The sequence below is a fragment of the Actinoplanes sp. NPDC051861 genome (assembly GCF_040681145.1).
In the GTDB taxonomy this organism is placed as follows: Bacteria; Actinomycetota; Actinomycetes; order Mycobacteriales; family Micromonosporaceae; genus Actinoplanes.
Genome location: NZ_JBFAYE010000014.1, coordinates 87,591 through 110,724, shown reverse-complemented (window position 1 = coordinate 110,724; position 23,134 = coordinate 87,591). Strand labels below are relative to the sequence as shown.

Here is a 23,134-nt window from a genome sequence, read left to right as displayed (position 1 = left end):
GCCGCATCACGCGCCGCAAAAGGTGACGGCCCACACCTGCAAACCGATCTTCACAGGACAGACGGCCGAAAACGAGGCGGCGCCCACCTCGAACCCGAGGTGGGCGCCGCTGTCGGCTGGATCGGCGTCAACCGCCGGTGCCGCCGGGTCCGTTGCCACCCGGCCCGTTGTTGTTGCCCCCGTTGTTCTCGCCGTTGTTGCCACCGTTGTCCCCGCCGTTGTTGGTCGGGCAGAGCGCCGGCAGCTGCTGGCAGATCACGCTGAGGTTCGGGTCGGTCTCCGGCTCCGGCGGCGCGGTGCCGTTGCCCAATGCCTTCGGGTCGCCGCCCTTGATCCGGTCCGGGAAGCGCTCGACGTCCCAGTCCAGTTCCTCGGTGACCGTGTTGATGAATTCCTTCCAGATGTCGGCCGGCGTGCCGGAGCCGAACATCTTCTTGCCGCTGGTCTCGGTCAGCTGGACCTTGTCCTTGGCGCCACCGACCCAGACGGTCGCCGCGAGCTGCGGGATGCCACCGACGTACCAGGTGTCACCGTTGCCCTTGCCGAACTCCCAGGTACCCGACTTGGAGACGGCCGGCCGGCCGTTGCGCAGGGTGTTGCCCTGGTCGCCGGGGATCTTGCCCATGACGCCGAGCAGGTCGGACATCTTGTCGGCCGGGAAGACCTGCTTGCCGTCCAGGTTCTCGCTCTTCCAGGGCTCGTACTTGCCGCTGGTCGGGTTGAGCCGCTTGACCGACTTGATGAAGTGGGCCTTCTGCTTCACACCACCGTTGACGATCGTGGCGACACCCGCCGCGTGCTCCAGCGGCAGGACGCGGAACTGGCCGAAGGCGACCTCGTTGGAGAAGTTCTTCTTCCACGTCGACTCGTTGGTCTTGGTGAAGTCGATCATCTTGCCGGACGGGTACTGCTTCGAGCCGTTGGTCCACATGTGCTCGATGCCGGCCGCCTTGGCCGCGGCGATGACCTTCTCGAAACCGATCGAGTCGGCGATCCAGTAGAACGGGAAGTTGTACGACTTGATCGTCGCCCGCTCCAGGTCACAGTGCGTGATCTTGCCACCACAGACGCTGGACTCCTCCGCACCCGCGTTGCTGATCTTGTCACGGCCCTCGGGCTTGATCGTGCCGTCCCAGATCGAGTCGAAGGAGAGGTTCTCCTGCAGGCCCGCGGTGAGCGTGTAGATCTTCATCGTCGAGCCGGGCGACTGGCCGCCCCAGTCCACGATGCCGGTGCCCTCACCGTTCATGTAGCCGCCGTAGTCGGTGCCGTTCGGGTCGTCACCGCCGTAGTAACCGAGTACACGGCCGGTCTTCGGGTCGATGCCGATCACCGCGGCCTGCATCTTGGCGGACCGGCCGTTCATCGGCGAGCTCTCGCTCTTGCGCGAGCCGGCGGCCACGGCGGCCGCCTGCACCTTCGGGTTGATCGTGGTGGTGATCTGCAGACCACCCTTTTCCAGGTCGTTCTTCGTGACGCCCAGCTCCGCGAGCTCAGCCTTCACGTGCCGCAACACCATGCCGACCGGCTTGCCGTCGGCGCAGGTCTTGCACTTGTTCTGGTTGGGCTCGGCAACCTTCGGGTACTTGCGCGCGTCGTAGTCAGCCTGAGAGATCCAGTTCATCTCGCGCATGTTGGCGAGCGTGTACTCCCAGCGCTGCTGGGCGTCCTTGAGGTTGTAGTTCGGGTCGTAGCCGGCGTGGGTGTCCGTCGGGTACGGCTGCTTGATGATCGAAGCGATCACCGCCGCCTCGTAGACGTTGATCTCCTTCTTACCCGCGCTGCCGCCGGTGACCGCCGACTTGTTGAAGTAGCCGTTGGCCGCGGCCTCGACGCCGTAGCGCCCCTCGCCGAGGTCGATGTAGTTCAGGTACATGCCCATGATCTCGGGCTTCTCGTACTTCGACTCCAGCTTGCGGGCGATCACGGCCTCCCGCAGCTTCCGGCTGTAGCTGATGTCCTTGAGATCGGCCACGTGCCGGGCGTACTGCTGGGTGATGGTGGACGCGCCCTGCTTGTCGCCGCCGGTGAAGTTGTTCCACGCGGCGCGGGCGATGCCCTTCATGTCGATGCCGTTGTGGTTGTAGAAGTTCTTGTCCTCGGCGGCGGCGACCGCGTACTGCATCGTCTGGCTGATGTTCTTGTACGGGACGTTGATACGAGGCTCACCCTCGCGCGCCAGAACGTTCTTGCCGGTGGAGTCGAAGATGACGTTCATCTGCGCCTCCGCCTCGGGCGTGGGCAGCTCGACGTCGTCGAAGAAGTACGTACCGCCGACGATGCCGACACCGAGCATGATGACGAGAACGGCGGCCGCGGCGGTCAGGATGTTCGCTCGGCGGTACTTCTTGTCCGCCTTGCTGCGTCCCTTGCCGCCGCCCAGGCCGCCCGATCCGCCACCGGGCCCGCCGGGGCCGCCGGGTCCTCCCGGACCTCCGGGGCCGCCGGGCGGCACCGGCCGGACCGCGGCACGTGCCACCGAGGCACGCCCACCTCCCGCCGGCGCGACAGCCGCGGCTGCCCGTGCCGAGCCGACCGGGGCGCGGCCGGGGGACGCGGTGCCCACTGATGCCCGGCCGGCTGAAGCACCGCCCACCGACGCACGCCCTGGCGTGGCCACCGCGGCTGCCCCGGACGGACGCCGATAGGCGTCCGGAGCCGGACGGCCACCGTCGTCACCTGGCGTGGAATCAGCGGACGGCCCGGGCACTCGGGCCCGGGCTCGTGCTGACTGCGATTCGCCGTACGCGTTCATGTCTTCACACCTACCGGTCGCGGGGGCGCTGCCGGACGGCCCGGAAGGGCCGCCCCGACGGTGCGCCACGAGCGGGCGTTTTCGGCTGCGGAGACCGCAACCGTATTGCAAAATGTCCCAGATGGCCGATATGGGCGCAGGACGCTCATGTCGGTGCCAATCTTGTACACGTTAGCGAGATCGAACAGGTTCATCGCCGCCCCTCCCCGCGATGTGACCATGACCCCGCGGAACACGCGACCGAGGACTCGTCGGCCTCGATGCCGTCCCGGCCGAGCACGTAACGCTCGATCAAGTGGTTCCACGCGCAGGAGCGGCACACCTCGACCACGAAGACCTGGAACTCACGCAGCGTCATCGCGAGGACCGGCAGCTCCGCCAGTTTCCGGGCCTGTCCCGCCGACTGCTTGAGCTCGTCGCCATAGACGTAGTGCACCAGTGTCAGGTTGTCGCGGCGGCAGATCGGACAGCGCTCGTCGGTCGGCTCTCCGTGGAACGTCGCGGCGTTTCTCAAGTAAGGAGACGCGTCGCAGACCTCGAGGGTCCCGATCCAGCCGTTACGCACGTCACGCAGGACTGACCGCTTCTGTAGCGAGTAGTCGACGACCTGCCGCTGCGTGCGCATGGCGAGAAGAGTACGCGGTCACCGCGAACCCGGCGACCGCCATCACTCAGCGTGGCGCGGCGACTGCGGAGCATGTCCTGCTTGCGCACTTCCGCGACCCGATCTACGGTGACGATGTATCGAGCCGATACATCGGAGCAGACTGTGGGGGAGGGACCGGTGCTGGAGTTGGCGATCCTCGGTCTCCTGCAGGAGGCCCCGATGCACGGGTACGAACTGCGCAAGGAGCTCGCGACCAAGCTCGGCACGCTGCGAGCCGCGATCAGTTACGGGACTCTTTACCCGACGTTGAAGCGGCTGAAGCTTGCCGGTTGGATCAGCGAGGCAGAGGCGAACAGCGACATCATTCCCCCGTTGACGAGCAAACGGGGCCGCGTTGTCTACAAGATCACGGCCGACGGCAAGGAACGGTTCGCCGACCTCCTCACCCAGACCGGTCCGGAGACGTATGACGACGCCGGTTTTGGGGTGCACTTCACATTCTTCTCGCGCACCGATCAGGCCACCCGTCTTCGGATCCTCGAGGGCCGGCGTCGGCGGATCGAGGAGCGCCGGGAGGGGCTTCGCGAGATCCTGGCCCGCGCCGCTGACCGCCTGGACGCGTACACGCTGGAGCTCCAGCGCCATGGACTGGACGCCTGCGAACGCGAGGTCCGCTGGCTCGAGGAACTGATCACCAACGAGCGGTCCGGCCGTACGCCGGCCGGCCGCAACCGCGCCGCCGGAACACCGGCGGCGGAGACGGCACCACCCCCGGAAACACCGCGTCCGCACCAGGACCGGCCGTGATGAACAACAAGGAGGCAAACGCGATGGGCTCCGTCCGCGTCGCCATCGTCGGTGTGGGTAACTGCGCCTCGTCCCTCGTGCAGGGCGTGGAGTACTACAAGAACGCCGACCCCAACGACCGCGTCCCGGGTCTCATGCACGTGACCTTCGGCGACTACCACGTATCCGACGTGAAGTTCGTCGCGGCGTTCGATGTGGACGCCAAGAAGGTCGGCATGGACCTGAGCGAAGCGATCGTCGCCAGCGAGAACAACACGATCAAGCTGACCGACGTGCCGCCGAGCGGTGTCACGGTCCAGCGTGGACCGACCTTCGACGGTCTCGGCACCTACTACCGCGAGATCATCGAGGAGTCGTCGGCCGAGGCTGTCGACGTCGCGCAGGCTCTGCGGGACGCCGAGGTCGACGTGGTCGTCTCCTACCTCCCGGTCGGCTCCGAGCAGGCCGACAAGTTCTACGCCCAGGCCGCGATCGACGCCGGCTGCGCGTTCGTGAACGCCCTACCGGTCTTTATCGCCTCCGACCCGGCCTGGGCGCAGAAGTTCACCGACGCCGGGCTGCCGATCGTCGGCGACGACATCAAGAGCCAGGTCGGCGCGACGATCGTGCACCGCGCGCTGGCGAAGCTCTTCGAGGACCGCGGTGTCGAGCTGCTGCGCACGTACCAGCTCAACTTCGGCGGCAACATGGACTTCATGAACATGCTGGAGCGCAACCGCCTGGTCTCCAAGAAGATCTCGAAGACCCAGTCGGTGACCTCCCAGATCCCGCACGAGATGGTCAAGAGCGACGTGCACATCGGCCCGTCGGACCACGTGCCGTGGCTGGACGACCGCAAGTGGGCGTACATCCGCCTGGAGGGCCGCTCCTTCGGTGACACCCCGCTCAACGCCGAGCTCAAGCTCGAGGTGTGGGACTCCCCGAACTCGGCCGGTGTGATCATCGACGCCGTGCGCGCCGCGAAGATCGCCAAGGACCGCGGCATCGGCGGCCCGATCCTGTCGGCGTCGTCCTACTTCATGAAGTCCCCGCCCGTGCAGTACAGCGACCACGACGCCCACCGGGCCGTCGAGGCGTTCATCGCCGGCGAGATCGAGCGCTGACCAGCGCAAGCCACGCGAAAAGGCCGGCCCAGGTGATGGGCCGGCCTTTTTTTCACAACCCCATAGAGGTACGGACAAAGCGCCCCGCTGAGTTCAGCCCCACGCTTTCGTCAGCGCGACCCGCGCCTCCAGCTCCAGCAGCTTCCGCTTGCGGTCGAGGCCGCCGCCGAAGCCGACCATCTTTCCTCCGGCGCCCACCACGCGATGGCACGGAACGATCACCGGGATCGGATTGCGATTGCAGGCCGTGCCGACCGCCCGCGCCGCACCCGGATCGCCCAGGGCTGTCGCGATCGCCCCGTAGGTGATCATCTCGCCATAGGGAATCCGGGCGATCTGCTCCCACACGGCACGCTCGAACTCGGAGCCGCCGCGCAGCTCGAACGGCACCGTGAAGTCGGTCAGCTCCCCGGCGAAGTAGGCGCTCAGCTGCTCGGTCGCGGGGTGCTCGGTGACCGGAGCGGGACGTGCCCCGAACCGCACGTTGACCACGACATCGCCCTCGGCGACAACGCCCAGCGGCCCGATCGGTGACTCGACGACGAACACCCCACCATTCTGCGCCACGGGTACGACAACAAACGCATGCAAACTTTCCGATCGCTCGCGCGTCTGACCGTCGGAGGTGAGGGGTGAAGGAGTCACTCGAGGCGGAGTTCACCGCCTTCGTCGCGGAACGGGGGCAGGTGCTGCTCCGGATCGCGCACGCTCTGACGGGGGACCGGGGCGCCGCCGAGGATCTGGTGCAGGGGGCGCTGGCCAAGGCGTACGCCCGCTGGCCACGCATCTCCGGTGATGCCGAGGCATACGTCCGGAAGATCATTTACAACGACCGGGCGTCGAGCTGGCGCCGGCCGGGCCGGCACCGCGAGGTGTTCGTCGCCGAACCGCCGGACGTCGCGCACAGCAGCCGGCCGGAACACGACGTCACCGATCGCCTGGCGGTCCGCGAGGCGCTGCTCACCCTGCCCGCGCGCCAGCGCGCCGTGCTGGTCCTGCGCTACCTCGAGGACCGCACGGTCGAGGAGACCGCCGCGGTGCTGGGCTGCCGGCCCGGAACGGTTGCCAGCCAGGCCTCGAGGGCCCTGGCGAAACTTCGCGAACTGGTCGGCGACGTGGACGAATGGACGCACTCGACGGGAGGCCGGCGATGAAGCACTTCGAGGACTCGGTGCGAGCCGCCGTCGAGGAGCTGGCCGCGACCGCTCCGCCGCCCGGTGACCTGGCGAGCGTCGCGCGGAACCGGGGCAGGAGGATCCGCCGTCGCCGCCGTGCGGTGGCCGGACTCGCCGCGGTGGCGCTGGTCGGAAGTGTGCTCACCCCGTACGCAATCATGGAAGATCGCCGCAGCGCACCGCGCCCGGTCCCGGTGGCACCGACGCCCTCGCCCTCCGTGACCTCGCCGCAGCCGGCGGCCAAGGTCCCCTACGTCGCGGCCGCCGGCAAGAAGTGGTGGACCGAGCCGATCGCGCTGCCCGGCGGACTGGTCGTCACCGCGGTCTCCGGCAAGTGGACCAGTGAGCAGCGGCCCGCCGACACACTGGCGCAGGGCAGCGTCGTCCTGAACCGGGCGACCGGCCGCTACCAGGTCTTCCCGGGCGGCTACACCATGTTCGACGCCGCACCGGCTGGGCGCTACGTGCTCGTGCAGGACGACAGCTCGGCCCGTATCGGCATCGCGAACGCGGCCACCGGGCAGGTCCGCATGCTGGACCACGGCTCCGGCAGCGGTGTGGAGTGGTCGTCCGACGGCAAGAAACTGCTGCTCACGCTGAACGCCGGCGGTTTCCGGATCATCGACGCGGCGACCGGCTCGGCCGAGGACCACACGATTCCGGAGAGCACGGCTCTCTGCCCGGACAACTGCTTCTTCACCTGGCTGCCGGGCGGCAAGCAGGTCGCGATAGCCGAGCGGGATCCTGCGGTGAAGCAGTCCGAGGACCGGGAGGACACGGTCCAGAAGGTGGTGGTCTACGACGCGGCGACCGGCGCGCGGTTGCGTGAGCTCCCGCTGCCCGGCGTGCCCGCCGGGACCGGCGCCTGGTCACCGGACGGCAAGCACGTCCTACTGATGCCCGACGCCACCGAACCGGGCGGCGTCCGGATCACCGAGGTGGCGACCGGCCGCGTGCTCGGCACGATCGGCTCCCAGCAGCGCATGCCGGTCCGGTTCGTGGAGAACAGCACGGTCCTGGCCGTCGGCGGCCGCGACCTCTATCTGCACGACCTCAACGGTGTGCTGAAGGCCAAGCTGAACCTGCCGGCGGACTTCATCGGCCGCGACATCAGCCTGGGCAGAGGCTGACCGGCTAGGAGATGTGGCCCTGATCGCGGGCCCACTTGAAGAGCTCCGCCTCCGCCTCGTCCCGGTCCAGCGGGCCCCGGTCGAGGCGGAGCTCCTTCAGATAGCGCCATGCCTGCCCGACGATCGGGCCCGGCGGCACCCCGAGCAGCTCCATGATCGCGTTGCCGTCCAGGTCGGGCCGGACCTTGGCCAGGTCCTCCTCGGCCGCGATCCGGGCGATCCGCTCCTCGAGGGCGTCGTAGTCGGCGGCCAGCTGAGCGGCCTTGCGCCGGTTCCGCGTGGTCACGTCGGAGCGGGTGAGCTTGTGCAGCCGGGAGAGCAGCGGACCGGCGTCGGCGACGTAGCGGCGCACCGCCGAATCGGTCCACTCGCCGCGCCCGTACCCGTAGAACCGCAGGTGGAGGGCGACCAGCCCGACCACCTCGGAGATCACGTCCTTGGGGTACTTGAGTGCGCGCATCCGCTGCTTGGTGAGCCGGGCGCCGACCACCTCGTGATGGTGGAAGCTGACCCGGCCGTCGCGGCCGACCGCCTTGGTGGCCGGCTTGCCGATGTCGTGCATGAGCGCGGCCATCCGCAGCACGAAGTCCGGGCCCTCACCGGACTCCAGGCGGATCGCGTTCTGCACCACGATCAGCGTGTGCTCGTAGACGTCCTTGTGCTGCGCGTGCTCGTCGATCTCCAGCTTGAGACCGGAGATCTCGGGCAGGAAGCGGTCGGCGAGCCCGGTGTCGACCAGCAGGCGCAGCCCGGCGATCGGGTCGGCGCCGGACATCAGCTTGGTGAACTCGTCCCGGATCCGTTCCGCGGTGATCCGGTCCAGATCAGCGGCCATGTCCCGCATGGCCGAAATGACCGATTCCTCCACATTGAACTGGAGCTTCGCCGCGAACCGCGCCGCGCGCAGCATCCGAAGTGGATCATCGCCGAACGAGATCTCCGGCGTCGACGGCGTCCGGATCGTCCGGGACGCCAGGTCGGCCAGCCCGCCGAACGGGTCGACGAACGCGTGCCCCGGCACCGACACGGCCATCGCGTTGATCGTGAAGTCACGCCGCGACAGGTCCTCGTGCAGCGACGTGCCGTAGGACACGACCGGATTCCGCGTCACCCCGTCGTAGGCCTCGGCCCGATAGGTGGTGATCTCGATCCGCAGCCCGTCCTTCTGGATGCCGATCGTGCCGAAGTCGCGGCCGGTCTCCCAGATCGCGTCCGCCCACCCGCTCACCGCGGCGAGCGTCTGCTCGGGCCGGGCGTCGGTGCAGAAGTCGAGATCGTCGCCGAGGGTGCCGAGCAGCGCGTCGCGGACGGAGCCGCCGACGAGGTGCAGCTCGTGACCCGCGGCGGAGAACCGGCCCCCGAGCTCGTCGGCGACGGGGGACACGCGGAGCAGCTCGGCTACCGCTTTCTGCTGGGCGGAGTTAAGAAGAGAAGACATGGGATGACCAGGGTATCTGGAATGGCTATTGAGTTTTCCGCCGGGCAGGATGGCTATATGCCCGTTTCGGAAGCGCTGCAACGCCTGGTCCTGGACCCCCGTTTCTGGTCCGGTGACCTCACCGAGGCGGACGAACTTCCCCCGCACGTGCGCGTGTCGTTCCCCGTGGTGGACGGTTACGCCCTGGTCCTCGACATCGACCTGCCCTCCGGCGAGCGTGCGCTGGGCCTGCGCCGCCCCGCCTCCAGCGAGCCGGTCCAGCTCGGCTGGGCGCCGGCCGACGGTCCCTACCCGGCGGCCCTGCGGTGGTGGGAGCTGGAGGCCTTCGCCCGGGTGATCGCCCTCGGCGACCCGACGCTGCCGCATCCCGGGATCGTGGTCGCACTGCTCTCCCCGTTCGCGCCGGCGACGCCCGAGGACGACACGACGGCGATCGCGGCGGTGCGGGAGGCGGCGTACCGGTCGCTGCGCCGCGAGGTGCCGCCAGCCGAGGCGTCCGGTCCGGAACAGGCGCCGCTTCCGCTGTTCAGCGACGACCGATGGTGGCCGGCCCCTCCGGTTCTCTCACCCCGGGTGCTCGACGAGGCCGCTGTCGCGGCCATGAGTGCCCCGGCCCAGGTGGGCCTCCAGGTCCGGGTGGGCGAGCGCTTCCCGCATGAGGATCTAGCAGATTTGGTACGCCGCGCGAGCGCGACCCTCACCGATATGCCCCACCAGGACTGGTACGCCGAGACCCGCCCCCTGGCCCGCCGGATCGCCGACTCGGGTGACCTGGCGCCGCTGCCCGCCCTGCTCGGCGCGCTCACCGAGGCCGGTTGTGATCATCCGACGGTTCTGGATGCGCTGAGTGAACCTCTCGTACCACTGGAGGCCTGCTGGATGGTGGAGACCCTGGCCGGGGCCGAACCCGGCACCCTCCTGCGTCACCACGTGTGACGTTTGCCTTTATCGTGGCTCCAATATCGCTCTGGTTCGGGAGGCCCGGTTGAACGGCGGTCTGTACCGCAGCACCCACGCGACGCCGGACGGGCAGCCGCCGGCCGAGGAGGGTGTCACCGTCGTCTCGGTGGACGCCGAGGTTCCCGGCGGCGATCAGGCGCTGCCCGCCGAGGAGGTCCCGGCCGGCGGGGAGAACCGCGGCACCACCGGCCAGAGCGCGATCATGGCGATCGGCAGCCTGGTCAGCCGGGTGATCGGCTTCGTACGCAACGCGCTGATCGGCATGACCCTCGGCGCGGGTGTCGGTGACGCGTACACCAGTGCGCAGTTCCTCCCCGGCCAGATCTACGAACTGCTGCTCGGCGGCATCCTCTCCAGCGTCCTGATCCCGCTGCTGGTGCGCCGCCGCAAGGACGACCACGACGGCGGCCAGGAGTTCACCCAGAAACTGCTGACCTTCGCGGTCACGTCGCTCGGGATCGCGACCCTGCTGGTGGTCGCGGCCGCTCCGGTGATCACGGCGATCCAGGCGAGCGACAAGAACAACGACGCGTACCGGGATCTGGTCACGAACTTCGCGTACCTGATCCTGCCGATCATCTTCTTCACCGGGCTCTCCGCGCTGATCGGCGCGGTGCTCAACGTCCGCGGGCACTTCGCCGCGCCGATGTGGGCGCCGATCCTCAACAACCTGGTCATCATCGCCACCTGCGGCGTGTTCCTGGGTGTCTTCGGCACCGACGACAAGCTGAGCCCCGAGACGATCACCACCGCGCAGATCCTGCTGATCGGCCTCGGCACCCTGCTCGGCATCATCGTGCAGGCGGTCGGCCTGCTGCCCGCACTGCGCAAGGTCGGCTTCCGCTGGAAGTGGCGCTGGGACCCGCGCTCGCTGGGCCTGCGCGAGATCGGCGGCCTGGGCGGCTGGATGCTGCTCTACGTCGGAGCGAACCAGGTCGCCGTCTTCGTCGTGGTCCGCATCCTCAACGAGGTGGCCGGCAAGGGCAGCGCCAGCGTCCTGGCCTTCAACAACGTCTTCCTGCTGACGATGATGGCCCACGGCATCATCGGCGTGTCGGTGATGACCGCGCTGCTGCCGAAGATGAGCGCGGCCGCCGCCGACGGCCGGTACGCGGAGGTCAGCGCCGACCTGAGCCGCGGCATCAAGCTGGTCTCCGCCGCGCTGGCCCCGATCGCGGTCGTCTACGGCGTCCTCGGCACCGCGATCTCGGTCGTGCTGTTCCAGGGCGGCAACTACAGCAAGGACGCGGCGCTGGACACCGGCGTCGTGCTGACCGTGTCGGCGTTCGCCGTCCTGCCGCTGTCGATCAGCTACCTCTGTACCTATGCCTTCTATTCCCTTCAGGCGAACAAGACCGTCGCACTGATCAACCTGCCGGTCGTGGCGGTTCGCATCGGCGCCTACTTCGTGCTCGCCGCGGTCCTCAGCGAGTCGCTCTCCGCCGCCGGCATGACCGCCGCCAACGCCGTCTCGTACGTGGTCTCCGCACTGATCTCCCTCGCCGTGCTGCGCCGCAAGATCGGCCGACTCAACCTCGGCACGGTCGCGATGTCGCTGATCAAGGTGGCGGTCGCCGCCGCGATCGCCGCCGGACTGGGCCTGCTGGTGCTGCGGCTGCTGCCCGGCACCGGCGTTCCGGACGGCAAGATCGAGGCCATGGTTCACCTGGTGGTGGTCGGCGCGGTGATCCTGATCGCCTACCTGGGCGCCGCGCTGGCTCTGCGGGTCCAGGAGATCAGCCAGGTGGTCGGGATGGTCCGGCGCAGACTCGGGCGCTGATTCGACCGGATCATGCCCTGAACAGGTATCACTGAACCACCTCGTGGGTGATTGACCCGATTCGTGTGGCTCCACGCCGATGCCGCGCCGGGGGACGACCTGCCGGACCATGGCGTTGTGCGGGTATGGTCGGTGTCGGCATGTGCGCGGGAGCACCCCGTCCTGAGCACCCAGACAGCGCACCCCACACAGCGCACCACCCGAGGGAGGACTGGTGACCCAGGTCGGCGAAGGCCACGAGACCGCGGCCGACGAGGCCGGACCGGTCATGACCTTCGGTGCGCCCACCGTCGGTGAGATCCTGGCCGAGCGTTACCAGCTGGAAGAGCACGTCAACAACGACAGCGCCGGACGGCAGGTCTGGCGCGGCATCGACGTGATCCTGCGCCGCCCTGTCGCCGTGGTCCTGCGGCACCCCGGCGGCGACTCGGCGACCGAGATGCTCCAGGCCGCGGTCGCCGCGAGCCGGGTCATCCACCCCAACCTGGTCGGCGTCTACGACGCGATCGACGAGGAGTCCCGGGCCTACGTGGTTCGCGAGTGGGTGGAGGGTGAGTCGCTGCGCGACATGCTCGCCGCCGAGGGCCCGCTGGACCCGTCCCGGGCGATCGCCATCGCGCACGCCGTCGCCGACGCGCTGACCTCCGTGCACGCCACCGGGATGGTGCACGGCAACGTGCACCCGGGCAGCACGCTGATCGCCGACGACGGCCGGGTCGTGCTCGCCGACGCCCGCGCCGACGCGTCCGACTCGGTGGAGCTGGACGTCCGCGCCGTCGGCGGGGTCCTCTACTTCGCGCTCACCGGGCACTGGCCGCACAACGAGGTGGGAAACTCCGCCCTGCCGGATGCGAACCGGGACAGTGCCGGCAACCCGGCCGCACCGCGCCAGATCCGCGCCGGTGTCCCGGCCTACCTCGACGACCTCACGATGGACCTGCTCGACCGGCGCGTCGCCGCGCCGGCCGCCGACGCGCTCACCGCCGAGCTGGGCCGGCTGGACGCCGCGGCCGAGGACGAGGAGTTCGACGACGTCGGCCCCCTGCGGTTCGTGCAGGGTGGTGGCGGCGGCGCCTCGGCGACCGACCAGATCCGCAGCGCGCCGAAAATCCTGATCGGCGTCGGCGCGCTGGTCGTCATCGCGATCATCGGCCTGGTGTTCGGCATCCGCGCGATCAGCAACTCCACGAAGCCGAACACCCAGGCCACCGCGCCGGTCGACGCCGGGGTCCAGGGTCAGCCGGACGGCAACGCGCAGACCCCCGCGCCCACGCCGGAGAAGATCGCGCTGACCGCCGACATGGTCCGCATGGTCGACCCGCCCAAGGGTGACCGCGATGACGGCGACCAGGCGAAATTCACTGTCGACGGCGACCCGGAGACGGTCTGGGAGACCTCGCGTTACGAAAACCGGTCGAATTTCGGCAACCTGAAGCCCGGCATGGGTGTCCTGATCAACCTGGGCTCTCCGCGCTCGCTCGCCGAGGTCCGTGTGGCCGCGTCGACTCCCGGCGCCACCTTCGACGTCCGCTACGGCGCCAACGACCCGGGCGACAGCTCGGACGGCGACGAGAAGATCATGAAGGACTTCAAGCGTCTCGGAGACGAGGCGCCGGAGCCGAGCACCGGCACCAACTGGAACTTCTTCGGCTTCGAGCCGGACCAGAAGTATCAGTACGTGCTGGTCTTCATCTCCGACCTGCCGGAGGCCGAGGACGGCCGCGGTGGCTTCAAGCTCAGCGTCAGCGAGATCGAACTCTACGGCTACTGAGGTGCGGGCAAGCATCTCGGCACCGCTGTGGATTAGATTGCTCGCGTGACTTTCCGGGACGTTTCAGCCGGTGTGCCCGGCGCGGGGGAGACCGCGCCGAGCGACGCCGATCTGATCCGTGCCCATGCCGACGGCGACCCACAGGCGTTCGCCGTGCTGGTCCGCCGGCACCGGGATCGGCTGTGGGCGGTCGCGCTGCGGACCACCGGCGACCGTGAGGAGGCCGCCGACGCGGTCCAGGACGCCCTGCTGAACGCGCATCGCAACGCCGCCCGCTTCCGCGGCGACTCGGCGGTGACCACCTGGCTGCACCGGATCGTGGTGAACGCGTGCCTGGACCGGATCCGGCGGCGCCAGGCGCACCCCACGGTGCCGCTGCCGGACGGCAACCGCGACGACGACCGGCCGGGCGGGCCGGAGCCGGCCGCACCGATGCCGGATCAGGACACGGTCCTGGTCGTCCGGGACGCGCTGGCCGCCCTGCCGGCCGATCAGCGGGCCGCGATCGTGCTCGTCGACGTCCAGGGTTATCCGGTGTCCGAGGCTGCCGAAATGCTCGGTGTGGCGGAAGGCACGGTCAAGAGCCGGTGCGCGCGGGGAAGAGCGCGGATGGCCCTCACGCTGGGATATCTGCGGGGCAAGACCTCCGGCGAGGCCGGGGAGGGCTCCGGTTCGGCACACCGGGCCGGGAACCGGGAGGGCGGCGGCAGCGTCCCATCCGGGTCGGCGTCGGGCAATCCGCTGCCGAACGGACACGATCGGAGGGACCAGCGGTGACCGGCGCCGAGTTCGAGGGGGTCGACCTCGACCTGCTCGCCGACTATGTCGGTGGCGCCCTCGACGGCACTCCGGACGAGGATCGGGTCACCTCGCTGATCGCCGAGGATCCGGCCTGGCAGGCGGCCTACGAGCAGTTGGTTCCGGCGATGTCCTCGGTCGGCGCGATGCTGCTGGACCTGCCGCCCGAGCCGATGCCCGGCGACCTGGCCGCTCGGCTGGACTCGCTGTTCACGGTGCCCGCCGAGGAGACACCGGCTCCCGGCGAGTCGGCTTCCTCCGTACCCGTGCAGGTTTTGGATCTTGATGAACGCCGGCGTGATCGCGCCGCACGTGCCGGTGCCCGACGGCGCATGCGGTGGGCCGGACCCGTCTCGGTGGCCGCCGGTGTGCTCGCCTTCGCCGGATTCGGACTCAGCCAGATCTCCGGCGGCGCCGAGGACAGCGGTGGCGGCAGCTCGCAGGCCGCGGAGGGGGCAGCCGACAATGCCGCCCCCGCACCGATGCTGGCCGAGGACGCGCCCACGGTCGGCCAGGTCCTGCACAGCGGGACCGACTACTCGGCCGGCACCCTGGATTCGATCTCCGCGCAGCGAGCCGCCCAGGCGCAGACCGCCGGCAGCTCCGACGCGCCCGACGAGATCACCGCGGCGAAAGAGGGACTGAGCCGGCTGCTCGCGCCGGACCTGCTGGCCTCCTGCCTGGAGGCGATCGCGCGGGAGAACGCCGGCGGCCCGATCGAGGCGCAATTGGTGGACTATGCGTCGTTCGAGGGACAGCCCGCCCTGATTGTCCGTTTTAGCGCGGCCAACGGCATCTGGGCCTGGGCGGTCGGCCCGGACTGCGGCACACCCGGTGCGGGCGCGGCCGGCCTGGGTCAAGTCCCGGTACGCTGACCGGACCCCCGGCGTGAGGTCGGACACCAGCCGCCGCCGGGGAATGGTGGACACCTAGCATGACGTTCTAGCGTGCAGTGTCGCCTACCTTTCGTGCGGCGAAACAGACTGAGGAGTCGGCAGTGGACGAGGTCCGCAATCTGATCATCATCGGTTCCGGACCGTCCGGGTACACGGCGGCGCTGTATGCGGCCCGTGCCAACCTGAAGCCTCTGGTGATCGAGGGCGTGCAGTCCGGCGGCGCCCTGATGACCACCACCGAGGTGGAGAACTTCCCCGGTCACCGGGACGGCATCATGGGTCCCGAGCTGATGGACAACATGCGTGCCCAGGCGGAGAAGTTCGGTGCCGAGTTCCTGACCGACGACGTCACCCGCGTCGAGCTGACCGACAAGCCGACCGAGGCCGGCACCGAGGGCCTCAAGACGGTCTGGGTCGGCGACCAGCAGTTCTTCGCCCGCGCCGTGATCCTGGCGACCGGCTCCGCGTGGCGCCCGATCGGCGTACCCGGCGAGCAGGAGCTGCTCGGCCACGGCGTCTCGTCGTGTGCCACCTGTGACGGCTTCTTCTTCCGCAACCAGCACATCGTGGTGGTCGGCGGCGGCGACTCGGCGATGGAAGAGGCCACGTTCCTCACCCGCTTCGCCGAGACCGTCACGATCATCCACCGCCGGGACAGCTTCCGGGCCAGCAAGGTCATGCAGAAGCGCGCCTTCGACAACCCGAAGATCAAGGTCGAGTGGAACACGGTGGTCGAGGAGATCCTCGGCGCCGACGGCAAGGTCTCCGGTGTCCGGCTGCGCGACGTGAAGACGGACGAGACCAAGGTCCTCGACGTCACCGGCGTCTTCGTGGCGATCGGCCACGACCCCCGCAGCGAGCTCTTCAAGGGCCAGATCGAGCTGGACGACGAGGGCTATGTGAAGGTGCAGCACCCCAGCACCCGGACCAACATCTCCGGCGTGTTCGCCGCCGGCGACCTGGTCGACCACACCTATCGGCAGGCCATCACCGCTTCCGGCACCGGCTGTGCCGCGGCGCTGGACGCCGAGCGCTTCATCGCTTCATTCGTAGAGCTGTAAGACCCGGGAGGTCCTGGTGGGAGCAAACAAGGTGGTCACCGACGCCACCTTCGACACTGACGTGCTGAAGTCCGACAAACTCGTTCTGGTGGACTTCTGGGCGGAATGGTGCGTCCCCTGCAAGAAGGTCGACCCGCTGCTGGCCGAGATCGCCAACGAGCTGGGTGACAAGGTGGAGATCGTCAAGGTGAACATCGACGAGAACCCGCAGACCGCCCTCGCCTACCAGGTGATGACCGTGCCGACGCTGACCCTGTTCAAGGACGGCGAGCGGGTCAACTCCATCCACGGTGCGAAACCGAAGAGCTTCCTGGTGAACTTCATCGAATCAGCGCTCTGACACCGACGTTCCGCGCCCCGCGCCCGATTCGGGTGCGGGGCGTACTCTTCGGAAGGTTCGTTTTCCTCGCCCCTAGGGAGTCCTGAGTGCGGTCCATCCGACGCGGAGACACCGGCCCCGCCGTTTCCGAGATCCGGTCGATCCTGGTCGGCCTGGAGTTTCTCGGCGAGGCCGAACCGGACGTCTTCGACGAGGCACTGGAAACCGCGGTCCGTGCTTTCCAGCAGGATCGTGGCCTCGGCGTCGACGGCATGGTCGGTGACGAGACGTGGGGCGCGCTGGACGCCGCCCGCTGGCGCCTCGGTTCACGCACCCTGTTCCACTCGGTGCCCGACGCGCTGCGCGGCGAGGACGTGCGCACGCTGCAGGAGCGCCTGCTCGAGATGGGTTACGACACCGGCCGCGCCGACGCGATCTACGGCTCGCGGACAGCTCGGGCGGTCGCGCAGTTCCAGCGTGAGGTGGGCCTGGTCCCGGACGGCTCCTGCGGGCCGCAGACCATGAAGGCGCTGCGCCGGCTCGGCCGCAAGGTGGTCGGCGGGCGACCGCAGTGGCTGCGCGAGGCCGAGGCGTTCCGGCAGTCCGGCCCCAACCTGGTCGGCAAGACCATCGTGATCGACCCGGGACACGGCGGCGGTGACGACACCGGCGTGGTGGTGCCCGACGGCCCGCTGCGGTGGAACGAGGCGGACCTGGTGTTCGACCTCGCCGCCCGGATGGAGGGCCGGCTCGCCGCGGCCGGGATGCGGGTGCACCTGACCCGTGGACCGTCGCCGGCCGCACCGCTGAGCGGCGCCGAGCGGGCCGCCCTGGCCAACAGCCTCGGTGCCGACCTGCTCATCTCGCTGCACCTGGACGGGCACTCGACGCCGTCCGCCGAGGGTGTGGCGACCTATCACTACGGCACGGGCAACGGGTTGAGCTCCACGGTCGGCGAGCGGCTGGCCAACCTGGTCCAGCGGGAGATCGTCGTGCGTACGGGTATGCACGACTGCCGCACCCACGCCAAGACCTGGGACCTGCTGCGCCTCACCCGGATGCCGACCGTACGCGTCGACCTGGGTTACCTCACCTCGCCGGTGGACCGGGGGCGGCTGATCGACCCGATGTTCCGCGAGCAGATCGTGGAGGCACTGCTGGCCGCGGTCCAGAGGATGTACTTCCCGGTCGAGCGGGACGTACCGACCGGCTCGATCGACGTCCGGCAGCTGCGGATGGCGCTGGCCGACCGAGCCTGAATCAGTTGTCCGCCGACCGCGTGGCGGTCACCGGGCGGACCGGGCGCAGCAGTGTCTCCGGGCTCATCGAGCCGAGGAGTTTCTCCAGGGCGTACTCGACGTCGGACTTCCAGGACAGCGCCGTCCGCAACTCCAGCCGCAACCGCGGATACCGGGGGTGCGGGCGGACCGTCTTGAAGCCCACCGACAGGAAGTAGTCGACCGGCGCGACACACGTGCCGGCGTGCTCCTCGTTCTCGTCGACCTCACCGGCCTTGGCGTCGCCGAACGCCTCGATCGCCTTGACCCCGCGCTTGGTGAGGTCACGGGCCACACCCTGCACGAGCATCCGGCCCAGGCCGCCGCCGGCGAACGCGGGCACGACCTTGGCCGTGGTGAGCAGCGCGGCGTCGGCGCTCACCGGCGAGGTGGGGAAGGCCATCGAGCGCGGGACGTAGGCGGGTGGTGCGTACATCACGAAACCGGCGGGCATGCCGTCCACGTACGCCAACTTGCCGCAGGAGCCCCACTCCAGCAGTGTCTGTGAGACCCAGGCCTCTTTCTCCAGCCCCGGGTCGCCGGTGGCGCACGCCCGTTCGGCGGAGACCGGGTCCAGCTCCCAGTACACACACTGGCGGCAGGGCCGGGGCAGGTCCTCGAGCGTGTCGAGGGTGAGATTGACCAGGCGTCGCGACATGCGGGACCCCTTGCTCCTGACGCGGACGGGACCGTGTTGAAGCACGGTCGCCGTCAACGTGCTCCGCCGCGCCCCCGCCGAATCTTACGTCGGAACCGCCATGAACGGGAGCAGGTCGGGCAACAGCCAGGATGGGACGACCGGCTCGATGGTGCTTTTCCCGTCTACGATCGGGTGTCTCCGTATTTTTTCTGCTCCGTTTTCTGCGAGGTGAGAGCGACATGACCGGTACCACCCAGGACGACTACACCGATCGCTATGCGCGCCGGGTTCGAGGGATGACCACGTCCGAGATCCGCGCGCTGTTCGCCGTGGCGAGCCGCCCCGAGGTGGTCTCGCTGGCCGGTGGTTCGCCCTACATCGCGGCCCTTCCCCTGGACGCGGTCGGCGAGATGCTCGGCCGGCTGGCGTCGGAGCAGGGCGCCACCAGCCTGCAGTACGGGATCGGCCAGGGCACCATCGACCTGCGCGAGCGCATCTGTGACGTGATGACCCTGTCCGGGATCACCAACGCCTCGCCGGACGACGTGGTGGTCACCGTGGGCGGACAGCAGGCCCTCGACCTCCTGGCACGGCTCTTCCTGGATCCGGGCGACGTGGTACTCGCCGAGGGACCGACCTACGTCGGCGCACTCGGGGTCTTCCAGGCCGCCCAGGCACAGGTCCGGCACGTGGCAATGGACGACGAGGGCCTGATCCCGGCAGCACTGGAGGAGGCCATCGCGGAGAACGCCCGAGCCGGGCGCCGTGCCAAGTTCCTCTACACGATCCCGACCTTCCAGAACCCGGCCGGTGTCACCCTGTCGGAGGAACGCCGCGAGCAGATTCTCGACATCTGCGAGCGCGCCGGACTACTGGTGATCGAGGACGATCCGTACGGGATGTTGTCCTTCGAGGGCGACGCGCCGCTGCCGCTGCGGGCCCGCAGGCGCGACGGCGTGTTCTACGTCAGCACGTTCTCCAAGACCTTCGCACCCGGGCTCCGGGTCGGCTGGATCCTCGCGCCGCACGCGGTCCGCGAGAAGCTGGTCATGATGAGCGAGGCGAACGTGTTGTGCCCGTCCGCCTTCGCACAGGGCGCCGTCACGCAGTACCTGTCGACGATGCCCTGGCGCGAGCAGATCAAGGTCTATCGGGAGATCTACCGTGAGCGCCGGGACGCTCTCCTGTCGGCACTCCACGACCTGATGCCGGCCGGCACGACGTGGACCCGCCCGGCCGGCGGCCTGTTCGTCTGGGCCACCCTCCCCGAGGGCCTGGACTCCAAGGCGATGATGCCGCGGGCCATCGCCGCGCGGGTCGCCTACGTGCCGGGAACGGGCTTCTACGGTGATGGGACCGGGCGGGGGAACATGCGGCTCAATTTCTCGTTCTCGGCCCCGGAGCGCCTTCGTGAGGGCGTGCGGCGCCTGTCCGGGGTGATGGAGCAGGAGTTGGCGATGCGCGCGGTCTTCGGCGGCGGGGCCCTGGGCCACCAGCGCCGTCGTGGTCCGGCCGCTGCCGACGCTCCCGGCCCCGACTTGGCATGATCAAAGCCATGGGTACGCGTGACGATGTACGAATCCTGGTGCTGGCCGGTGGGCTGTCCTACGAACGGGACGTGTCCCTGCGGTCCGGCCGCCGTGTGCTCGACGCGCTGCGGGCAGCCGGCCTGACGGCGGAACTGCACGACGCGGACGTCTCACTCCTGCCGGCACTGCAGGCGGATCCGCCGGACGCGGTGGTGATCGCGCTGCACGGGGCCACCGGTGAGGACGGGTCGCTGCGCGGGGTCCTGGACCTGTGCGGGATTCCGTACGTGGGTGCCGACGCCCGAACGGCTCGCCTGGCGTGGGACAAGCCGTCGGCGAAGGCGATGCTGCGCGAGGCGGGGATCCCGACGCCGGACTGGGTGGCGCTCCCCCACGACCGGTTCTCGGAGCTCGGCGCTGTCGCGGTTCTGGACCGGATCGTCGAACGGCTCGGGCTGCCACTGATGGTGAAGCCGGCCCAGGGCGGCTCCGGCCTCGGCGCGGCGGTGGTCCGGGACGCGGCGGACCTGCCGGCGGCGATGGTGGGCTGTTTCGCGTACGACTCGACGGCGCTCGTCGAGCAGTACGTCACCGGCACGAACGTCGCGGTCTCGATCATTGATCTGGGGACGGGCCCCCAGTCACTCCCGATCGTGGAGATCGTCCCGCGCGACGGGGTGTACGACTATGCGGCCCGCTACACGGCCGGCCTGACGACGTGGCACGTGCCGGCCCGGCTGGCGCCCGAGGTGGCGTCGCGGGTCTCGGAGACGGCGCTGGCGGCCTACAAGGCGCTGGGCCTACGCGACCTGTCCCGAATCGACGTGATCGTGTCCCCGGACGGCGAGCCCCAAGTCCTCGGGTGCAACGTGTCGCCGGGGCTGACGGAGACGTCGTTGTTGCCGCTCGCGGTGCAGGCTGCCGGGGTTGATCTGGGTGCTGTGCTCAGTGCGCTGGTGGAGCGGGCGGTGGCTCGTAAGGACGCCTGAGAAGGTCTTGGGGTGCTGGCTACACGAAGCGCAGTGAAGGCCCGGTGCGCTGCTTCGGCAGCTGCCGGGCCTTCTGCGTTACTTCTCTTGTCACTTCTCGTGAATCGCCCTGCTCGCCTGCCGCCGGCGTCCCGCCGGCCACGCCACCCAGTTCTGCCATCCGGTCCCGCGATCCGGTCCCGCGATCCGTTCCCGCTGCCCGTTCCCGCTGCCCGTTCCCGCTGCCCGTTCCCGCCGCCCGGACCCGCAACCCGGTTCCCGCCGCCCGGACCCGCGACCCAGTCCCGCCGCCCGGTCCCGCGACCCAGTCCCGCCGCCCGGTCCCGCGAGCCAGTCCCGCCGCCCGGTGCCGCGACCCAGTCCCGCCGCCCGGTTCCCGCCCTTCGGGTCCGGGCTCGACCTGGCGCCCTCGCGGTGCCGTTCGAGGTGCGACTCGGCCTGATGCTCAGCCTGCTGTCTTTGCGGCGGTGGTTGTGCCGTTCGGGGTGGTTGCTTCGGAGGACGGTCGCGCGTTGTTGGAGTCGTGGTTTGTGGGAGGGGGTTTTGGCGCGGGTTCGCGTACGCCCTGGTCTTGATTTTCCATGGACGCGATGGGTGACCGGGGCGCGGAGGGTGACCCGGCAGGTGGCGTCTCGGCCGCTTCGACATCGCCCAGGTTGGCGGGACGGCGGGCGTCCTCGGGGTCGGGATCGGTGGGCGCCGGCACGGTGAAGGTGGCGGGGGACTCCCATTGGATGTGTGCCGGCTCGGCGTTGGCCTTGCCCCCGAAGTCGGCCAGCCACGCGGCGACCAGAGCGAGGTTTTCACGCCACTGGGTCTCGGGGATGACGGGCAGTATGTCGTCCCACAGCGAGAGGAACGTGCCGCGCAGCTGGAGACGTCCGTAGGGACGAGCGAGGAACCACATGTGCAGGTGCGCGGACCCGTCACCCCATCGGTTGACGTGAACGCGAGCGACCCCGTCGAGGGAGCGGATCGCGCGCTCGAGCCGGACGGTCATCACGCCGAGCTCGGCGGCCAGCAGATTGGGTAGGTCGCCCAGGTCCAGATGACTGCGGCACTCCAGGATCAGGACCATCGGCAGACCCGTCGGCCGATCCATCGCCCGGACCCGCCATCGTTCGCTGACCCAGATGTACGCGTCATCGGGCGTGCCGCAGGCCACACAATCGGAGGCATCCTCGCCGCTGCGGGGCGGCTCGACCTCCACCGGTTGGGCGAGTTTCTTGACTCGCATGTCGCCTTCGAACGGGAATGACGGCCATCGTGTGAAGTCAGGCAGGGGGGCGGTGTTCTCGGACACGACGTGACCTTAGCCCAGGTCAGGAGGGGCTGTCCCGGGTCAATTTCGCACTACGGGGGGACTCTGCCCAACCCGACTGAGCAGCATGGCGAGTTAGACGATGGTCTCGCTCCCAATCCCCACAAACCCATCCCCAAGTTATCCACAGAAGTTATCCACAGGCAGGCGGGTTTCACGTGAAACGCGACGTCGCAGGCTTGGGCGCCCTGTGGATAGACCGGTGGACGGTAGTCCGGGCCATCGGCGGTGTTTCACGTGAAACGGGGGTGAGGGTTGGGTGCACAGGTCTACGCACAGGGTGTGGATAGTGGTGTAGGCGCATGCGTTTGCCCCAAGATTCATCCGGTCGTGTGGGTGGGGGTTTGGGGGTGGTCCATTGGCGCTCGTCGGTGGGGTCGGGTGGTTTGAGGGCGTAGGCCGTGGGCGGGTCGCGCCGGCCACCGTGGGGATTGGCGGTGATGTTGTCGGTCTTCGGAACGTCACCGGCGGCGGCAGGGAGGTCGCCATCTGCCCTTGGGAGGCGTCACCGTCGGCGCTGGAGACGGTCGCTGCCGATTCTCGGAGCCATCACTGCTGTCGCTGGAGGCGGTCGCCACCGATCCTCAGGGGCGTCGCTGTCGGCGCTGGAGGCGGTCGCCGTTTCGGTCGGGGGTGGTCACCGCCGGCGCTCGGCGCGGGTCGCTACCGATCCTTGGGGGCGTCACTGCCGGCGCTGGAGACGGTCGCCACCGATCCTCGGGGAGCGTCACCGCCGGCACTAGACGCGGTCGTCACCGATCCTCGAAGCCATCACCGC

General features: G+C 69.3%; 20 protein-coding genes. 14 read left to right on the top strand and 6 right to left on the bottom strand.

Going from position 1 to position 23,134, the window contains the following annotated elements:
• Positions 1-127: 127 nt before the first annotated feature.
• Positions 128-2,479, bottom strand: coding sequence for a transglycosylase domain-containing protein (locus AB0M02_RS30495; RefSeq protein WP_364232978.1), 2,352 nt, complete (start codon positions 2,477-2,479; stop codon positions 128-130).
• Between the two features lie 466 nt (positions 2,480-2,945).
• Positions 2,946-3,380 carry a DUF5318 domain-containing protein gene (locus AB0M02_RS30490; protein WP_364232976.1) on the bottom strand — a complete coding sequence of 145 codons (435 nt, stop codon included), beginning with the start codon at positions 3,378-3,380 and terminating at the stop codon, positions 2,946-2,948.
• Between the two features lie 159 nt (positions 3,381-3,539).
• Between AB0M02_RS30490 and AB0M02_RS30485 the strand changes: the two genes are divergently transcribed.
• Positions 3,540-4,169 carry a PadR family transcriptional regulator gene (locus AB0M02_RS30485; RefSeq protein WP_364232975.1) on the top strand — a complete coding sequence of 210 codons (630 nt, stop codon included), beginning with the start codon at positions 3,540-3,542 and terminating at the stop codon, positions 4,167-4,169.
• A gap of 23 nt (positions 4,170-4,192) precedes the next feature.
• Positions 4,193-5,272, top strand: a complete 1,080-nt coding sequence (locus AB0M02_RS30480) for an inositol-3-phosphate synthase (RefSeq protein ID WP_364232974.1) — start codon at positions 4,193-4,195, stop codon at positions 5,270-5,272.
• Between the two features lie 93 nt (positions 5,273-5,365).
• Here the strand turns inward: AB0M02_RS30480 and AB0M02_RS30475 are convergent, their stop codons facing one another.
• Complete coding sequence (locus AB0M02_RS30475) at positions 5,366-5,821, bottom strand: methylated-DNA--[protein]-cysteine S-methyltransferase (protein WP_364232972.1); 456 nt, start codon at positions 5,819-5,821, stop codon at positions 5,366-5,368.
• A gap of 83 nt (positions 5,822-5,904) precedes the next feature.
• On the opposite strand from AB0M02_RS30475, the gene AB0M02_RS30470 reads away from it, so the two are divergent.
• Both AB0M02_RS30470 and AB0M02_RS30465 read left to right on the top strand, forming a co-directional pair.
• A complete protein-coding gene (locus tag AB0M02_RS30470) occupies positions 5,905-6,426 on the top strand; it encodes a SigE family RNA polymerase sigma factor (protein ID WP_364232969.1) in 522 nt (173 codons plus the stop codon).
• Complete coding sequence (locus tag AB0M02_RS30465) at positions 6,423-7,577, top strand: WD40 repeat domain-containing protein (protein ID WP_364232966.1); 1,155 nt, start codon at positions 6,423-6,425, stop codon at positions 7,575-7,577. The genes AB0M02_RS30470 and AB0M02_RS30465 overlap by 4 nt, the downstream gene beginning before the upstream one ends.
• A gap of 4 nt (positions 7,578-7,581) precedes the next feature.
• Here AB0M02_RS30465 and AB0M02_RS30460 read toward each other — a convergent pair whose 3' ends face one another.
• Positions 7,582-9,015 (bottom strand): CCA tRNA nucleotidyltransferase, encoded by a 1,434-nt coding sequence (locus tag AB0M02_RS30460; RefSeq protein WP_364232964.1) that lies wholly within the window; start codon positions 9,013-9,015, stop codon positions 7,582-7,584.
• A gap of 57 nt (positions 9,016-9,072) precedes the next feature.
• On the opposite strand from AB0M02_RS30460, the gene AB0M02_RS30455 reads away from it, so the two are divergent.
• From AB0M02_RS30455 to AB0M02_RS30420, 8 genes are all read left to right on the top strand, one after another.
• Positions 9,073-9,951: a hypothetical protein gene (locus AB0M02_RS30455; RefSeq protein ID WP_364232963.1), complete on the top strand. Its 879-nt coding sequence runs from the start codon at positions 9,073-9,075 to the stop codon at positions 9,949-9,951.
• 49 nt (positions 9,952-10,000) lie between these two features.
• The gene (gene murJ / locus AB0M02_RS30450) at positions 10,001-11,755 is read left to right on the top strand and encodes a murein biosynthesis integral membrane protein MurJ (protein WP_364232960.1); all 1,755 of its coding nucleotides are present in this window, start codon (positions 10,001-10,003) and stop codon (positions 11,753-11,755) included.
• 214 nt (positions 11,756-11,969) lie between these two features.
• Positions 11,970-13,526, top strand: a complete 1,557-nt coding sequence (locus AB0M02_RS30445; protein WP_364232957.1) for a protein kinase family protein — start codon at positions 11,970-11,972, stop codon at positions 13,524-13,526.
• A gap of 45 nt (positions 13,527-13,571) precedes the next feature.
• Entirely contained in the window at positions 13,572-14,303 is a 732-nt protein-coding gene (sigM, locus tag AB0M02_RS30440) for an RNA polymerase sigma factor SigM (protein WP_364232954.1), read from the top strand.
• Entirely contained in the window at positions 14,300-15,199 is a 900-nt protein-coding gene (locus AB0M02_RS30435) for a hypothetical protein (RefSeq protein WP_364232952.1), read from the top strand. The genes sigM and AB0M02_RS30435 overlap by 4 nt, the downstream gene beginning before the upstream one ends.
• A gap of 122 nt (positions 15,200-15,321) precedes the next feature.
• Complete coding sequence (gene trxB, locus AB0M02_RS30430) at positions 15,322-16,281, top strand: thioredoxin-disulfide reductase (protein ID WP_364232949.1); 960 nt, start codon at positions 15,322-15,324, stop codon at positions 16,279-16,281.
• Positions 16,282-16,297: 16 nt separating this feature from the next.
• Entirely contained in the window at positions 16,298-16,621 is a 324-nt protein-coding gene (gene trxA / locus AB0M02_RS30425; RefSeq protein ID WP_364232947.1) for a thioredoxin, read from the top strand.
• 86 nt (positions 16,622-16,707) lie between these two features.
• Entirely contained in the window at positions 16,708-17,859 is a 1,152-nt protein-coding gene (locus tag AB0M02_RS30420) for an N-acetylmuramoyl-L-alanine amidase (protein WP_364232945.1), read from the top strand.
• A 1-nt stretch (position 17,860) separates the two neighbouring features.
• Here the strand turns inward: AB0M02_RS30420 and AB0M02_RS30415 are convergent, their stop codons facing one another.
• Positions 17,861-18,535 carry a GNAT family N-acetyltransferase gene (locus AB0M02_RS30415; protein WP_364232943.1) on the bottom strand — a complete coding sequence of 225 codons (675 nt, stop codon included), beginning with the start codon at positions 18,533-18,535 and terminating at the stop codon, positions 17,861-17,863.
• Between the two features lie 221 nt (positions 18,536-18,756).
• Here AB0M02_RS30415 and AB0M02_RS30410 point away from each other — a divergent pair, with 221 nt between their 5' ends.
• Together AB0M02_RS30410 and AB0M02_RS30405 are read left to right on the top strand one after the other, a co-directional pair.
• Positions 18,757-20,064, top strand: coding sequence for a PLP-dependent aminotransferase family protein (locus AB0M02_RS30410; protein WP_364232942.1), 1,308 nt, complete (start codon positions 18,757-18,759; stop codon positions 20,062-20,064).
• 8 nt (positions 20,065-20,072) lie between these two features.
• Positions 20,073-21,035, top strand: coding sequence for a D-alanine--D-alanine ligase (locus tag AB0M02_RS30405; RefSeq protein ID WP_364232939.1), 963 nt, complete (start codon positions 20,073-20,075; stop codon positions 21,033-21,035).
• Between the two features lie 445 nt (positions 21,036-21,480).
• On the opposite strand, the gene AB0M02_RS30400 is transcribed toward AB0M02_RS30405, so the two are convergent.
• Positions 21,481-22,338, bottom strand: coding sequence for a hypothetical protein (locus tag AB0M02_RS30400; RefSeq protein ID WP_364232936.1), 858 nt, complete (start codon positions 22,336-22,338; stop codon positions 21,481-21,483).
• Positions 22,339-23,134 lie beyond the last annotated feature (796 nt).

What these genes read in the sequence shown, in the direction of transcription:
- AB0M02_RS30410 (WP_364232942.1), top strand. Translation starts at nt 18,757, where the DNA reads ATGACCGGTACCACCCAGGACGACTACACCGATCGCTATGCGCGCCGG.
- AB0M02_RS30480 (WP_364232974.1), top strand. Translation starts at nt 4,193, where the DNA reads ATGGGCTCCGTCCGCGTCGCCATCGTCGGTGTGGGTAACTGCGCCTCG.
- AB0M02_RS30460 (WP_364232964.1), bottom strand. Translation starts at nt 9,015, where the DNA reads ATGTCTTCTCTTCTTAACTCCGCCCAGCAGAAAGCGGTAGCCGAGCTG.
- AB0M02_RS30415 (WP_364232943.1), bottom strand. Translation starts at nt 18,535, where the DNA reads ATGTCGCGACGCCTGGTCAATCTCACCCTCGACACGCTCGAGGACCTG.
- AB0M02_RS30465 (WP_364232966.1), top strand. Translation starts at nt 6,423, where the DNA reads ATGAAGCACTTCGAGGACTCGGTGCGAGCCGCCGTCGAGGAGCTGGCC.
- AB0M02_RS30455 (WP_364232963.1), top strand. Translation starts at nt 9,073, where the DNA reads ATGCCCGTTTCGGAAGCGCTGCAACGCCTGGTCCTGGACCCCCGTTTC.
- AB0M02_RS30490 (WP_364232976.1), bottom strand. Translation starts at nt 3,380, where the DNA reads ATGCGCACGCAGCGGCAGGTCGTCGACTACTCGCTACAGAAGCGGTCA.
- AB0M02_RS30405 (WP_364232939.1), top strand. Translation starts at nt 20,073, where the DNA reads ATGGGTACGCGTGACGATGTACGAATCCTGGTGCTGGCCGGTGGGCTG.